This window comes from Klebsiella terrigena (assembly GCF_012029655.1).
Taxonomy (GTDB): domain Bacteria; phylum Pseudomonadota; class Gammaproteobacteria; order Enterobacterales; family Enterobacteriaceae; genus Klebsiella; species Klebsiella terrigena.
In genome coordinates this window covers 5,277,316-5,290,849 of the sequence record NZ_CP050508.1, presented here as the reverse complement: position 1 = coordinate 5,290,849, position 13,534 = coordinate 5,277,316, and the positions used below count along the sequence as shown (strand labels likewise).

The following is a 13,534-nucleotide window of genomic DNA, read 5'->3' as shown; positions in this document are numbered from 1 at the left end:
TAGATAAAGGGAGTCCGCGCAGCGCGAGCTGCGGGAATGAATATTCTTATTTTATTTCAGCAATAGCTCAGCCGTTTCCCGGTTAGTGACCAGACAATTAATATATCCGCCGTTCAGGGCGCCGAGGATCCCGCTATATTTTTCTTCGCCAATGGCGATGCCCACCGAATAGCGTGCGTGCTTGAGCCTGGCGATATCAATAGAGAGCGTTTTTTCGTTCATATTAGTTTCAACGATGCCGCCGTTAATATCGTAAAAGCGCGAGCAAATATCGCCGGCGACGTGGCGGGCGTTGAGATCGTCGCTCTCTTCGCTGCCGTAAAACGCGTGCCAGTTCGCGCCGTCGCGGATCGCCGGTGAGCCGATCCCGACCAGCGCAACATCCAGATTGTCCCAGTAGGATGAGATGGTCTGAAAGTGCCTGGACTGCATGATGCCGTTGCGGATCAGGGGATTTTCCAGCAGCGCCGGGAAGTCGGCGAGATGCGACTCGGCCTTCAGCTTCGCCGCCGCGCTATAGGTCAGAGTATTGACGTGGTAGCGGCTCTCCAGCTTACCGGAGGGGCCGCCGATAATCGGCACGCAGATCGCCTGACGCGACTGGCTGGCCTGCGGCAGGGTTTCGACCAGCGCCCGCACCGCACGTCCCCAGGAGAAGCCGATGATGTCGCCGGGCTCCAGCAGCCGATCGACCAGCTGAGCGCCGTGCTGCCCGATGGTATTGAGCTGGTCCTCCTCCTGCGCCGAGCTGCAGGAAGCCACCACCGCTTCTTTGAGGGAAAATTTTTGCTTCAGCTGCTGCTCCAGCCACAGGTTCTCGTTGTAGTCATAGTTGATGGCGATAGTGACGATGCCCTGCTCGCGGCCGCGTTTTAGCAGACGGCTGATCGTGGTGCGGTAAATACCCAGCTCGCGGGCGATCTGTGCCTGGGTCATGTCCTGCTCGTAGTAGAGCTGGGCAATTTTCACGATTAAGCGGATATCGTCGCTATTTTCGGTGGTCATCTGCGGGCTCCTGCACATTTGTGCAAATCACGTTGTTGCTGCCTTGATCTGATATAACCCCATCAGCAGCCGACCACAAAGCAATTTTCCCCCCTTTCATTGCGCTATGTCGGGCGTTTATATTGCACATTTGATTATCGGCCCGCCGGCGGACGGCACCTTTGTGCCGGATTGCCTAATCGCTTGATTCTGCTTATTTTCGCCGGACAAAGTTGCAGAGGGTTCCACGGGACACTTTTGTGTAGAAAGACGCGGCAGATCACACTTAGCGCCACGGCGCCGGTACGTGATTATTTTTGATTGCCCGCCGGCTGAGGTATATTTCTCGTTTTACATATAAAAGCATTCAAGTTTTATCGAGGCGGCAGGAGAGCGAGCGTCGGCAGCATAGCAATCTATGTGGCCGGGATGCGTGAGCGTAGCCAATACGGGGACAACTTGAAGGATGAAGTGTTTTTAGGAGACGTTATGCTGCCCGACTCATCAACCCGACTCAACAAATACATCAGTGAAAGCGGCATTTGCTCGCGTCGCGAGGCGGATCGCTACATTGAACAAGGCAACGTTTTCATCAACGGCAAGCGTGCGACCATTGGCGACCAGGTTGCCCCGGGTGATGTCGTGAAGGTTAACGGCCAGCTGATTGAGCCGCGTGAGGCGGAAGATCTGGTGTTTATCGCGCTGAATAAACCGGTGGGGATCGTCAGCACCACCGAGGACAGCGAGCGCGACAACATCGTCGATTTTGTGAACCACAGCAAGCGCGTTTTCCCGATCGGCCGGCTGGATAAAGACTCTCAGGGGCTGATCTTCCTGACCAACCATGGCGATCTGGTGAATAAGATCCTCCGCGCCGGTAACGATCACGAAAAAGAGTACCTGGTGACCGTCGATAAGCCGGTGACCGATGAGTTCGTGCGCGGGCTGGGGGCGGGCGTACCGATTCTCGGCACGGTGACGAAGAAGTGCAAGGTGAGAAAAGAAGCGCCGTTCGTCTTCCGCATTACCCTGGTTCAGGGGCTTAACCGGCAGATTCGCCGGATGTGCGAACACTTTGGCTACGAGGTCGTGAAGCTTGAGCGCACGCGGATTATGAATATCGGCCTGTCGGGATTGCCCCTCGGCGAGTGGCGTGACCTGACGGATGATGAGCTGGTTGCGCTGTTTAAGCTGATTGAGAACTCCTCCTCTGAGGCCAAACCGAAGGCAAAAGCGAAGCCGAAAACGGCGGGCATCAAGCGCCCGGTGGTGAACGTGGAAAAGAGCAGCGAGAAAGGACGCCCGGCGGCAAACGGCAAACGTTTTAACCAGCCGGGACGTAAAAAGAAGGGGCGTTAGCGCCTGCCGCGCGTCGGCGTGCTCGCCGACCAGGAGAATGACGCGTCGCTGTCGGGTTTATAGGCCTGCTTTTTCTTTAACTGGCGGGCCTTTTTTGCCTCAGCTTCGCGCAGCACCATCAGCTTATCGATGTACTCTTTTTTTACAGCGTTGGTTTCTGCGTTAGTCAGCAGACGGCCGTGCGCGATTCTCGCCCGGTCAAGCAGCGTTTTCAGCTCGCGCTGCTCGCGCTCGGTCATATCTTGTTGCGTAATGCGGGGAAGTGCCATAGTAGAACCCTCAGTCAGCCGATAATTCAGTGTACGGCAATACCGGGTTGACTGACAGTCTGGATACCGTGAGGACGGGAAAACGCCCGGGCAGGCGCGGCGAGCGGCCTGTCCGGGCGATGAAGGCAGGGCGCTACTTCTCTTTCTTCCCGGTGGGCTTAGCCGACCAGTAGCCGGCCAGCAGCGATCCGGAAAGGTTGTGCCAGACCGAGAACAGCGCGCCGGGCAGGGCGGCAAGAGGGCCGAAGTAGATTTTCCCCAGCGCCGCCGCCAGTCCTGAGTTTTGCATCCCCACCTCAATGGCCAGCGTGCGGCAGGTTGACTCATCAAAGCCAAACAGACGCCCGCCCCAGTAGCCGCCGAGCAGCCCGATGGCGTTATGCAGGATCACCGCGACAATCACCACCAGGCCCACGGAGGCAATGTGCGCAGCGGAGCCGGCGACGACGGCGCTGATGATCGCCAGAATGCAGAGCATGGAAAACGCGGGCAGGAACGGCTCGACCGCCTTGACCACCTTCGGCAGCAGGTGATGAATAACAAGTCCCAGCGCAATCGGGATAACCACGATTTGCAGGATGCTGAGCAGCATACCCGCTACGTCGACCTGAATATGCGCATCGACGTACAGGCGCGTCAGCAGCGGCGTTGCCACCACGCCAACCAGCGTGGAGACGGAAGAGATGGTGACCGAGAGCGCCACATCGCCTTTCGCCAGGTAGATCATCACGTTAGACGCCGTTCCGCTGGCAACGCTGCCCACCAGCACCATCCCGGCCGACAGCTCCGGCGGCATATGGAACAGCAGCGCCAGCGCCCAGGCGGCGAGCGGCATCACCAGATAGTGCAGAAAAATCCCCGCCGCAACCGGCGCCGGGCGCGACAGCACGCGCTTAAAATCTTCCAGCTTCAGGTGGACGCCCATCCCGAACATGATGAGCATCAGCAGGGTGGTGACCCAGGGGCCGATGGGGGTAAAGGTGGCCGGCGTGTAATAGGCCAGAACGGAGAGCAGCAGCGCCCAGAGCGGGAACAGCCGTGTCAGCATAGCGAGCATGTTGGTTTCCTTGCAATTGGCTCGTCATCTTCCAGGCCGGCTGCGCCCGCTGCCCGAACGATTGCGAGTAGGTTGTGTTGATATAGTTATAAAAAAAGCCGGGTTCGAGCCCGGCTATAGGTAATATTTATCGCGTGGAGAAATATTATTCAAACAAATTATGATGCAGCTTCTGCACGACCTTCTCAGCATCGACGCCCGGCACCAGGAAGCAGAGGTTATGGCTGGATGCGCCGTAGCAGATCATGCGAATGTTGAACGGCTCCAGCACGCCGAAGACCTCTTTGCCGACGCCGCAGGCGCGCGAAAGATCGTTGCCGATCAGGGCGACCAGCGCCAGATCCTGCTCTACCTCTACGCGGCACAGGGAGGAGAGCTCGGTGAGCAGCGCCTGGGTGAGCAGGGTATCGGTGGCGGAGGTTGAGCCGGTGGTGTCCATGGTCAGGGCAATGCTGACTTCTGAGGTGGTGATCAGATCCACGGAGATATTATGGCGCGCCAGAATACCGAACACTTCGGCGAGGAAGCCGCGGGAGTGCAGCATATTCAGGCTGTGCAGGGTCAGCAGGGTCTGGCGACGGCGCAGCGCCAGCGCGCGGAACAGCGGCGGGTGTTCGGTTTTATTGCACACCAGGGTGCCGCCGGCTTTCGGCTCTTTGCTGGAGCCAACGAAGACCGGAATATCGCTACGCACCGCGGGAAGCAGCGTCGCCGGATGCAGCACCTTGGCGCCAAACGTCGCCATTTCGGCGGCTTCGGCAAAGGCGATAACGTCGATCCGTTTTGCCGCCGGGGCAACGCGCGGGTCGGTGGTGTAGATGCCCGGGACGTCGGTCCAGATATCGACGCGGCTGGCGTTAAGGGCTTCACCCAGCAGGGCGGCGGTGTAATCACTGCCTCCGCGGCCGAGGGTGGTGGTGCGGCCTTTGGCTTCGCTACCGATAAAGCCCTGGGTGACGACCAGACCTTCGGCAAGGCGCGGCGTCAGCTGCAGCTGGGTTAGCTCAGCCAGGGCGGCGATATCGGGCTCGGCGCGGCCAAAGCGATCGCTGGTGCGCATCACTTTACGCACGTCAAACCACTGGGCGGCAATGCCGCGCTCGCGCAGGATTTCGACAAACAGCAGGGTGGACATCAGTTCGCCGTGGCTGACCAGCTCATCGGTCAGCGCCGTCGAGCTTGCCAGCGCCGCGGCTTCCGCCAGGGTGGTGATATTCTCCAGCAGACGCTCGATCTCTTCGCGGATCACGTTGGGATAGCGCAGGCGTTCGAGAATATTGAACTGAATCTGGCGCAGCGCCTCAAGCTTATCGAAACGCTCGGTGGGTTCCAGCCCGTCGGCTAACGCAACCAGAAGATTGGTGACACCCGCAGAGGCAGACAGCACCACTACACGAGTGTTTTCATCAATCATCGCAACGTCAACGCTGCGGTTCATGGCATCGAAATCGGCAACGCTGGTGCCGCCGAATTTGGCTACAACTAAATCTGTCATAACAACCTCGTGTCAGGGGGGCCTGACTTATTAAAACGATTCCTGATTGGGTTTGGGCTGGACACAACCTAACAGTCATAAAATGTCTTAATAAGCCAGGCCAAATTATTCAGCCATGGCACAAGGGAAGAGCGAAAAACAGGGTGGGCGCAGAGGGATAAACAGCTACGATGTCACCCAGAAGTGCTCCACCTTGTAGACCCGTTCCCCGACCTTTGCGTCAGTTCCTGAGTATGAAACGCCCGACTGCGAACGTTTCTGGTGACAACCCAGGGGATTCAGCCCCTGTGGCCGGTGATGAACGTACCAGACGCTCTTTCACCTCGGCGTTGCTCCCCCTCACGTATTTTCCCCGGACTGGTTCCTCCAATACGGTTACCTGGGCAACGCACCTCTTCTGGCAATTACCGACGTCTTTCACTTTGCCTGGGGCGCTGGTCATGATTCCCCCTGCAATACCCTTTCGCTGTAGTGTGAAATGCGCGAGCAATACATACCTCGTTATATGCAGGCAGTGCAGCTATATAAAGGCTTCAGAGGGAGTATGTCAACGCTGCGGTTATGCGGATTTTTCATGCGCGGGCGATTAACAGCAAAAAGCCTTATGATGAGCCCGGCCGCACTCCGGCGGGCCGCCGCCCGGTGGCCGAGAGTCCGCCGCTCTGCCCGGCGCCCGTGGGCGGATCCCCCCGCGCGCTGGTGCGGGACGTTTTGCCCGCGTTTATGTCTATACTGGTAGTGGTTTTTTACCCTGATCTGACCCTGTTCCTGACGCGCGTCAACGGCATAACACAAAAATCATCACAATTTTTTGCCTCCGGCGCTACAATCGACCGCAGTCACAATTCTCAAATCAGAAGAGTATTGCTCATGAAAAACATCAACCCAACGCAGACATCTGCCTGGCAGGCGCTACAGAAACACTTTGATGAAATGAAAGACGTCACTATCAGCGAGCTTTTCGCTAACGATAGCGATCGTTTTACTAAGTTTTCCGCAACGTTCGACGATCTGATGCTGGTGGATTTCTCCAAAAACCGCATTACCGAAGAGACGCTGGCGAAACTGCAGGATCTGGCCAAAGAGACCGATCTGGCAGGCGCCATCAAATCGATGTTCTCCGGCGAGAAAATCAACCGTACCGAAGACCGTGCCGTGCTGCACGTCGCGCTGCGCAACCGGAGCAATACCCCAATCATCGTTGACGGCAAAGATGTGATGCCGGAAGTCAACGCGGTGCTGGAGAAGATGAAAACCTTCTCTGAAGCCATCATCTCCGGCAGCTGGAAAGGCTATACCGGCAAGGCGATTACCGACGTGGTTAACATCGGTATCGGCGGCTCCGACCTCGGTCCGTTTATGGTGACCGAAGCGCTGCGTCCGTACAAAAATCACCTCAATATGCACTTTGTTTCCAACGTCGACGGCACCCACATTGCGGAAGTGCTGAAAGGCGTGAACCCGGAAACGACGCTGTTCCTGGTGGCATCAAAAACCTTTACCACCCAGGAAACGATGACCAACGCCCACAGCGCGCGCGACTGGTTCCTGGCAACGGCTGGCGATGACAAACACGTGGCGAAACACTTCGCGGCGCTCTCCACCAACGGCAAAGCGGTGGGTGAGTTTGGTATCGACACCGCCAACATGTTTGAATTCTGGGATTGGGTTGGCGGCCGCTACTCTCTGTGGTCAGCGATCGGCCTATCGATCATCCTCTCCGTTGGTTTTGACAACTTCGTTGAGCTGCTGTCCGGCGCGCACGCGATGGATAAACACTTCTCCACCACGCCGGCGGAGCAAAACCTGCCGGTGCTGCTGGCGCTGATCGGGATCTGGTACAACAACTTCTTCGGCGCAGAAACCGAAGCGATTCTGCCGTACGACCAGTATATGCACCGCTTTGCTGCCTACTTCCAGCAGGGCAACATGGAATCTAACGGCAAATACGTTGACCGCAGCGGTAACGCCGTAGACTACCAGACTGGCCCGATTATCTGGGGTGAGCCGGGTACCAACGGCCAGCATGCGTTCTACCAGCTGATCCACCAGGGAACCAAAATGGTGCCGTGCGATTTCATCGCGCCTGCGGTAACGCACAACCCGCTCTCTGACCACCATCCGAAGCTGCTGTCCAACTTCTTCGCGCAGACCGAAGCGCTGGCGTTCGGCAAGGCGCGTGACGTGGTTGAGCAGGAGTATCGCGATCAGGGTAAAGATCCGGCAACGCTGGATCACGTGGTGCCGTTCAAAGTCTTCGAAGGTAACCGCCCGACTAACTCGATCCTGCTGCGTGAAATCACCCCGTTCAGCCTCGGCGCGCTGATTGCGCTGTATGAACATAAGATCTTCACCCAGGGCGCGATCCTCAATATCTTCACCTTCGACCAGTGGGGCGTTGAGCTGGGTAAACAGCTGGCTAACCGCATTCTGCCGGAGCTGAAAGATGGCGCAGATGTCAGCAGCCACGATAGCTCGACCAACGGTCTGATTAACCGCTATAAGTCCTGGCGCGCGTAATCAGCGTTAACCCGCTTCAATGCCGGCCTCAGGGCCGGCATTTTTTATGGCAGACGGCGCAATAATTTCGCCGGATTCCCCGCCCACACGCCTTTCTCGGTTATCGACCGGGTGACCACGCTGCCCGCACCAATCACCGCGCCATCGCAGATGCTGACCGCCAGAATGGTGGCTCCGCTGCCGATAGAGACGTCGTTGCCCACCACGATTCTTCCCCAGCTCTCGCGATCGGCGTTGGGCTTACCGTCGCGAAACATATCGTTGGCAAACATCACCCCGTGGCCGATAAAACAGCGCTCGCCAAGGGTTACATATTCGCAGATAAAGGTATGGGACTGGATTTTGGTGTCCGCGCCGACCGACGTATTGCCCTGAATCTCGACGAAAGGGCCGACGAAGACGTTATCGCCGAGGCGACAGTCGTACAGGTTAGCGGGCTGGTAGATCACCACATTTTCACCGCTTTCGACGTTGCGAACGCCGGTATCACGAAGCGTAGGCATCACTCCTCTCCGATGCGTTTAGCCAGAATATGAATGGTGCTCTGCTGGGTGGCGGAGCGAAAGATGGTGTCTTTAAGATGCCGCATGCCCTGGCGCTCATAGAAGCGCCGGGCGCCGCTATTGGCGGCCAGCACCTCCAGCCACAGCCAGCGCTCGCCCTCAGCTTTGGCCCGCGCTTCGACGGCGCTAAAAAGCCGTTCACCGTAGCGATGCCCCGTTTCGCCGGGCAGCAGATAGAGCTTATGCAGCAGCGTGCCCTGCGGGCCATCGGGCTCAATCTGCTGACGATGTGTGTATTTGGCGAATCCTACCGGGCGCTGCGCTTCGGCGATCAGCCAGCGGCAGTTTGTCTCGGCCAGGCTGCGCTGCAGGGCTTCGGCGGCATACTCCTGCTGGAGAAAGTGCTCCAGCTCGCTGGCGCTGTGCCAGAGGTGGGTGAAGTGGTGGCGGTAGCTGGCGTTGCCCATTTCACCGAGCAGGGTTGCGTCCTCCCGCTGCGCCGTACGTATTGTCAGCATGATTGTCTCCTTTTTAACCCACCAGTGTGGCAAGTGATTGTTACATTTGGCACAACAGACGCAAAAAGTTAACGAATATTATCGATCTGGATCACGTTTTTGCGTTATACAGATCGCCAGGAACAATGAATATAAGAGGTGTGAATATGCCGTCGGTCTATCGTCCGCTGGTGAGTTTTGTTGCGAAGGCCATGCAGGCCGTTCTGAATCTGGCGCTGCTGTGCCTGGGCGTGATTCTGGTGGTCTTTCTCGGCAAGGAGACCTTCCATCTGGCGCACGTGCTGTTTACCCCGGAGCCGGTGAGCAAGTACAAGCTGGTGGAAGGGCTGGTGGTCTATTTTCTCTATTTCGAGTTTATCGCGCTGATTGTGAAATACTTTGAGTCGGGCTTTCACTTCCCGCTGCGCTATTTCGTCTACATCGGTATTACCGCGATTGTGCGCCTGATTATCGTTGACCACGAGTCGCCGATGGCGGTGCTGATCTACTCCGCGGCGATCCTGCTGCTGGTGATTACGCTGTGGCTGTGCAACTCCAACCGCCTGAAACGCGAATAAAAAAAAGCGGCCTCCAGGGCCGCTGACCAACAGTCACAAATTTAATTTATGTAGGGTCCAGTTGAGGATAGCAGTGGCATTTGCCTTACTTTTTCAGCTGAGGGCGGTAGTTGCCGTACCCGGTTGGGGTTCGTGTACGGCAACTAAGCCACCGTCCCTCCTCTGAAATTTGGGGCGGGTGTTTCAAACTTAACCTTTCACTCCACCCGCCGTCAGGCCGTTCACCAGCCAGCGCTGCGCCAGCAGGAAGACCACGGTAATCGGGATAGCGGAGAGCACCGCCGCCGCGGCAAAGTCGCCCCACAGGTAGTTCTGCGGGTTGAGGTACTGCTGCATGCCAACCGCCAGGGTATAGCTGTTCACATCGCGCAGCAGCAGGGACGCAACCGGGACTTCGGTAATTGCGGCGATAAACGACAGAATAAAGACCACCGCCAGAATCGGCACCGACAGCGGCAGCAGAACCAGACGGAAGGCCTGCCACGGCGTCGCGCCGTCCAGCGCGGCCGCTTCTTCCAGCGAACCGTCGATGGTTTCGAAGTAGCCTTTAATGGTCCAGACGTGCAGCGCGATGCCGCCCATATAGGCGAAGATAACGCCGCCGTGGGTGTTGAGGCCGACAAACGGCAGATACTGGCCGAGGCGGTCAAACAAGGCGTACAGGGCAACCAGCGACAGCACCGCCGGGAACATCTGGAAAATCAGCATCCCTTTCAACAGGGTAGCCTTGCCAGGGAAGCGCATGCGGGCGAAAGCGTAGGCGCAGGTAGTGGAGAGCGCCACAATACCGATGGCGGTGATCCCGGCAACCTTCACCGAGTTCCACAGCCACAGCAGAACCGGGAACGGCGGCGGCGTGACGCGGCCGTCCGCGTGCTCAACGCTAAAGCCGAGCGCCAGACGCCAGTGTTCCCAGGAGATCTGATCCGGGATCAGGCTGCCGGTGGCGAAGTTACCTTCGCGCAGGGAGATGGCGATAACCATCAGCAACGGGAACATAATCGCCGCGATAAAAATGAGCAGCAGGAGGTGCGTGGTGAAGAGACGCAGCTTCTGAGATTTAGGTTGTACCATAGCCATAATATTTTTATTCCCCTTGATACCGCTCCAGGCTATCTCACTTGCCATTTTGAACCCGGGCAGTGCTCATCATCCTCACGTACTACGCGTACGCTCCGGTTCTTGCGCGCTGGCCGGGTCCAAACTGGCTGTGCCAATGACGCCTGGCCATTCCAGTTAGTCGAATTTCATTCGTGTAGCTTTCAGGTTAACAATCGCCAGCACGCCCACCAGCAGGAAGATCAGCGTAGCGATAGCCGCCGCGAGGCCGAAGTCCTGACCGCCGCCGCCTTCGAAGGCGATACGGTAGGTGTAGCTCACCAGCAGGTCGGTATAGCCGGCCGGCGTAGTGGTGCCGAGGCGATCCGGGCCGCCGTTGGTTAACAGCTGAATCAGCACGAAGTTGTTAAAGTTAAAGGCGAAGCTGGCAATCATCAGCGGCGTAAGCGGCTTGATCAGCAGCGGCAGCGTAATTTTAAAGAAGTTCTGGAACGGACCGGCGCCGTCCATTGCCGACGCTTCGTACAGGTCGTCAGGAATGGCTTTCAGCAGGCCCATGCACAGAATCATCATGTACGGGTAGCCCAGCCAGGTGTTGACGATAACGATCATCGAACGCGCGGTGGTCGGGTCGCTAAACCAGGCCGGCTTGATGCCGAACAGCGCGCTGAGCATCATGTTGATCTCACCGAAGCTCTGGTTGAACAGCCCTTTGAAAATCAGAATCGAGATAAACGACGGTACGGCGTAGGGCAGAATCAGCAGGACGCGATAAATCGCTTTTCCTTTCAGGGACTCCCACTGTACGAGGCAGGCGAGGATCATGCCCACCGCGACGGTCAGAATCACGGTCAGAATCGAGAAGACCACCGTCCAGACGAAGATGGCGAAGAACGGCTTCTGGATCCCTTCATCGGTAAAGACGCGGGTGAAGTTATCCCAGCCAATGCTCACGGTGTAGCCCGGGCTGAGCTTCTCGCTGCTCCAGCTGCCGTCGGCGTTGATGGACTGATAGAAGCCGACTTTGTTGTTCGGCCGGTATTTGATGCCGCTCTGGTTGTTGGTCAGCTCGCCGTCGGCCGCCAGCGTATACAGCGGCTGGGTGCCGGAGAACTGACGCAGTGAGCTCATGATGACCTTGCTGTCGTCAGGCAGCACGGCGGTCAGCTGGTTCAGCGCGGTACGGTTCTGGGTGATAGCACGCAGGTTGGCGCGCTCGCCTTCCGGCTGCGCATCGGCTTCTTTCAGGGCCAGTTTCTGCTCGCCGCCGAGCTTAAAGGCGTCGGAAACGTAATTTTTGCCGCTGTCACCGTCGGTCAGCGCCAGCTTCCACTTATCTCCCGCCGGGTAGAGCGAGAAGTTGTAGGCTTTGCCGGCCTGGAAGGAGCGGTCCATCAGCACTTCCTGAGCGCGCTCGAAGGTCAGCTGGTTGGTGCTGCTGTAGTTGGTGAAGGCGATAGCAATGGTGCAGATCAGCGGAAACAGGACGAACAGCCCCATCCCGGCGAGACCCGGATAGACATAGCGCCAGGCATAGGCCTTGCGATTGGAAAAGATATACAGGCCAGCCGAGCTTAAAATCAGCGTCAGGATGGCAAACAGGTACTCCCCCTGGGCGTACATCAAAACAACAAGGTAACCCACCAGCAGGCACAGCAAGCCAATCACAGACCATGTCAGCTGCGGGCTTTGCCACCAGTGTTTCTTTTTAACGACATCCATGGGGATCATCCTCTACAACGTATTTTGTTCTCCCTCTCCCTTCAGGAGAGAGGGCCCGGATCGGGCGGCGGCTGCCGGCCGGGATCCTGACCCGCTCCCGAGAAGGGGGAGGGGACTAGCAGGTTACTTAGTGATACGAGCCTGCGCGTCTTTCAGCGCGGCTTCGACGGTCTGACGACCGCTAGCTGCGTTGATAACCGCGGTACGTACGGCATACCAGAAGGCGGACATCTGTGGAACGTTCGGCATGATTTCGCCTTTCTGGGCGTTCGCCATGGTGGCGGCGATACGCGGATCTTTTTCCAGTTTCTCCTGGAAGGATTTCAGCGCAACGGCGCCCAGCGGTTTGTCCTTGTTCACTTCATCCAGACCCTGATCGGTCAGCAGGTAGTTTTCGAGGAACTCTTTCGCCAGCTCTTTGTTCGGGCTGGCGGCGTTGATACCGGCGCTCAGAACGCCAACGAACGGTTTAGACGCCTGACCTTTGAAGGTTGGCAGCAGCGTTACGCCGTAGTTGATTTTGCTCTTATCGATGTTGGCCCACGCCCACGGACCGTTGATGGTCATCGCGGTATCGCCCTTGTTGAACGCCGCTTCAGCGATGGAGTAATCGGTATCAGCATTCATGTGTTTGTTCTTGATCAGATCGACCAGGAAGGTCAGACCCGCTTTCGCGCCAGCGCTGTCCACGCCGACGTCTTTGACATCATATTTGCCGTTTTCAAGCTTGAACGCGTAGCCACCGTCGGCGGCGATCAGCGGCCAGGTGAAGTACGGTTCCTGCAGGTTGAACATCAGCGCGCTCTTACCTTTCGCCTTCAGCGTTTTATCCAGCGCCGGGATCTCTTCCCAGGTTTTCGGCGGATTCGGAACCAGGTCTTTGTTGTAAATCAGCGACAGCGCTTCAACCGCGATTGGGTAAGCGATCAGCTTGCCGTTATAGCGTACCGCGTCCCAGGTGAACGGATAGAGTTTGTCCTGGAAAGCTTTGTCCGGGGCGATCTCGGCCAGCAGGCCGGACTGCGCGTAGCCGCCGAAGCGGTCGTGTGCCCAGAAGATAATATCCGGGCCATCGCCGGTTGCCGCAACCTGCGGGAATTTCTCTTCCAGCTTATCCGGGTGCTCGATGGAGACCTTAATCCCGGTGTCTTTTTCAAACTTTTTGCCCACTTCAGCGAGGCCGTTATAGCCCTTGTCGCCGTTAATCCAGATTACCAGCTTACCTTCTTCAATTTTGGCGAGGGCAGAGGCGGAAAACATCATCGTGGTCAGTGCTGACAGCGCGAGGATGCGGGCGCCGGTTTTGATTTTCATATACCAGTCCTTTTTGGTGATGTGCTCGTGGATACACTTAGGTGGCTTAACGGTGATGAGTTTCCTTTTTTAACAACCCCTTTCCATCCTCCCCATGTCTACGCCCCACCCGTGGTTTGTGTGATCTGGCTTGCAGAAATGCCGGTATTGGGGCGTGGAGCACATAAAAAGGCGGCT

At 57.5% G+C, this 13,534-nt stretch carries 12 protein-coding genes and 1 riboswitch; of the genes, 3 read left to right on the top strand and 9 right to left on the bottom strand.

Features of this window, described 5'->3' with window-relative positions; all coding sequences use genetic code 11:
• Nucleotides 1-51: 51 nt before the first annotated feature.
• Complete coding sequence (locus HCK03_RS24800; RefSeq protein WP_041143576.1) at nucleotides 52-1,005, bottom strand: sugar-binding transcriptional regulator; 954 nt, start codon at nucleotides 1,003-1,005, stop codon at nucleotides 52-54.
• 468 nt (nucleotides 1,006-1,473) lie between these two features.
• Between HCK03_RS24800 and rluF the strand changes: the two genes are divergently transcribed.
• The gene (gene rluF / locus HCK03_RS24795) at nucleotides 1,474-2,343 is read left to right on the top strand and encodes a 23S rRNA pseudouridine(2604) synthase RluF (RefSeq protein WP_167692334.1); all 870 of its coding nucleotides are present in this window, start codon (nucleotides 1,474-1,476) and stop codon (nucleotides 2,341-2,343) included.
• Here the strand turns inward: rluF and HCK03_RS24790 are convergent.
• The 3 genes from HCK03_RS24790 to lysC all read right to left on the bottom strand — a co-directional run bounded on the left by HCK03_RS24790 (nucleotide 2,340) and on the right by lysC (nucleotide 5,164).
• Complete coding sequence (locus HCK03_RS24790; protein WP_041143578.1) at nucleotides 2,340-2,612, bottom strand: YjbD family protein; 273 nt, start codon at nucleotides 2,610-2,612, stop codon at nucleotides 2,340-2,342. The two genes, rluF and HCK03_RS24790, sit on opposite strands and share 4 nt — an antisense overlap.
• Nucleotides 2,613-2,745: 133 nt before the next feature.
• A complete protein-coding gene (gene panS, locus HCK03_RS24785; protein ID WP_135185340.1) occupies nucleotides 2,746-3,669 on the bottom strand; it encodes a ketopantoate/pantoate/pantothenate transporter PanS in 924 nt (307 codons plus the stop codon).
• Between the two features lie 145 nt (nucleotides 3,670-3,814).
• A complete protein-coding gene (gene lysC, locus HCK03_RS24780; RefSeq protein ID WP_041143580.1) occupies nucleotides 3,815-5,164 on the bottom strand; it encodes a lysine-sensitive aspartokinase 3 in 1,350 nt (449 codons plus the stop codon).
• A gap of 173 nt (nucleotides 5,165-5,337) precedes the next feature.
• Nucleotides 5,338-5,569: riboswitch (Lysine riboswitch) on the bottom strand.
• Nucleotides 5,570-6,034: 465 nt separating this feature from the next.
• On the opposite strand from lysC, the gene pgi reads away from it, so the two are divergent.
• Nucleotides 6,035-7,684, top strand: a complete 1,650-nt coding sequence (pgi, locus tag HCK03_RS24775) for a glucose-6-phosphate isomerase (protein ID WP_041147502.1) — start codon at nucleotides 6,035-6,037, stop codon at nucleotides 7,682-7,684.
• Between the two features lie 44 nt (nucleotides 7,685-7,728).
• Here pgi and HCK03_RS24770 read toward each other — a convergent pair whose 3' ends face one another.
• Together HCK03_RS24770 and HCK03_RS24765 are read right to left on the bottom strand one after the other, a co-directional pair.
• Nucleotides 7,729-8,187, bottom strand: a complete 459-nt coding sequence (locus HCK03_RS24770; protein ID WP_041143581.1) for an acyltransferase — start codon at nucleotides 8,185-8,187, stop codon at nucleotides 7,729-7,731.
• Nucleotides 8,187-8,705 carry a GNAT family N-acetyltransferase gene (locus HCK03_RS24765; protein WP_167692332.1) on the bottom strand — a complete coding sequence of 173 codons (519 nt, stop codon included), beginning with the start codon at nucleotides 8,703-8,705 and terminating at the stop codon, nucleotides 8,187-8,189. Before HCK03_RS24765 ends, HCK03_RS24770 begins: the two co-directional genes overlap by 1 nt.
• 146 nt (nucleotides 8,706-8,851) lie before the next feature.
• On the opposite strand from HCK03_RS24765, the gene psiE reads away from it, so the two are divergent.
• Nucleotides 8,852-9,262 carry a phosphate-starvation-inducible protein PsiE gene (gene psiE, locus HCK03_RS24760; protein ID WP_041143583.1) on the top strand — a complete coding sequence of 137 codons (411 nt, stop codon included), beginning with the start codon at nucleotides 8,852-8,854 and terminating at the stop codon, nucleotides 9,260-9,262.
• Nucleotides 9,263-9,451: 189 nt separating this feature from the next.
• Here the strand turns inward: psiE and malG are convergent, their stop codons facing one another.
• The 3 genes from malG to malE all read right to left on the bottom strand — a co-directional run bounded on the left by malG (nucleotide 9,452) and on the right by malE (nucleotide 13,357).
• Nucleotides 9,452-10,342, bottom strand: a complete 891-nt coding sequence (gene malG, locus HCK03_RS24755) for a maltose ABC transporter permease MalG (protein WP_041143584.1) — start codon at nucleotides 10,340-10,342, stop codon at nucleotides 9,452-9,454.
• 156 nt (nucleotides 10,343-10,498) lie between these two features.
• Nucleotides 10,499-12,043 (bottom strand): maltose ABC transporter permease MalF, encoded by a 1,545-nt coding sequence (gene malF, locus HCK03_RS24750; RefSeq protein ID WP_167692330.1) that lies wholly within the window; start codon nucleotides 12,041-12,043, stop codon nucleotides 10,499-10,501.
• Nucleotides 12,044-12,166: 123 nt separating this feature from the next.
• Complete coding sequence (gene malE, locus HCK03_RS24745; RefSeq protein ID WP_041143586.1) at nucleotides 12,167-13,357, bottom strand: maltose/maltodextrin ABC transporter substrate-binding protein MalE; 1,191 nt, start codon at nucleotides 13,355-13,357, stop codon at nucleotides 12,167-12,169.
• Nucleotides 13,358-13,534: the final 177 nt, after the last annotated feature.

What these genes read in the sequence shown, in the direction of transcription:
- malG (WP_041143584.1), bottom strand. Translation starts at nt 10,342, where the DNA reads ATGGCTATGGTACAACCTAAATCTCAGAAGCTGCGTCTCTTCACCACG.
- lysC (WP_041143580.1), bottom strand. Translation starts at nt 5,164, where the DNA reads ATGACAGATTTAGTTGTAGCCAAATTCGGCGGCACCAGCGTTGCCGAT.
- HCK03_RS24790 (WP_041143578.1), bottom strand. Translation starts at nt 2,612, where the DNA reads ATGGCACTTCCCCGCATTACGCAACAAGATATGACCGAGCGCGAGCAG.
- pgi (WP_041147502.1), top strand. Translation starts at nt 6,035, where the DNA reads ATGAAAAACATCAACCCAACGCAGACATCTGCCTGGCAGGCGCTACAG.
- panS (WP_135185340.1), bottom strand. Translation starts at nt 3,669, where the DNA reads ATGCTCGCTATGCTGACACGGCTGTTCCCGCTCTGGGCGCTGCTGCTC.
- psiE (WP_041143583.1), top strand. Translation starts at nt 8,852, where the DNA reads ATGCCGTCGGTCTATCGTCCGCTGGTGAGTTTTGTTGCGAAGGCCATG.
- HCK03_RS24770 (WP_041143581.1), bottom strand. Translation starts at nt 8,187, where the DNA reads ATGCCTACGCTTCGTGATACCGGCGTTCGCAACGTCGAAAGCGGTGAA.
- HCK03_RS24765 (WP_167692332.1), bottom strand. Translation starts at nt 8,705, where the DNA reads ATGCTGACAATACGTACGGCGCAGCGGGAGGACGCAACCCTGCTCGGT.
- rluF (WP_167692334.1), top strand. Translation starts at nt 1,474, where the DNA reads ATGCTGCCCGACTCATCAACCCGACTCAACAAATACATCAGTGAAAGC.
- malF (WP_167692330.1), bottom strand. Translation starts at nt 12,043, where the DNA reads ATGGATGTCGTTAAAAAGAAACACTGGTGGCAAAGCCCGCAGCTGACA.
- malE (WP_041143586.1), bottom strand. Translation starts at nt 13,357, where the DNA reads ATGAAAATCAAAACCGGCGCCCGCATCCTCGCGCTGTCAGCACTGACC.
- HCK03_RS24800 (WP_041143576.1), bottom strand. Translation starts at nt 1,005, where the DNA reads ATGACCACCGAAAATAGCGACGATATCCGCTTAATCGTGAAAATTGCC.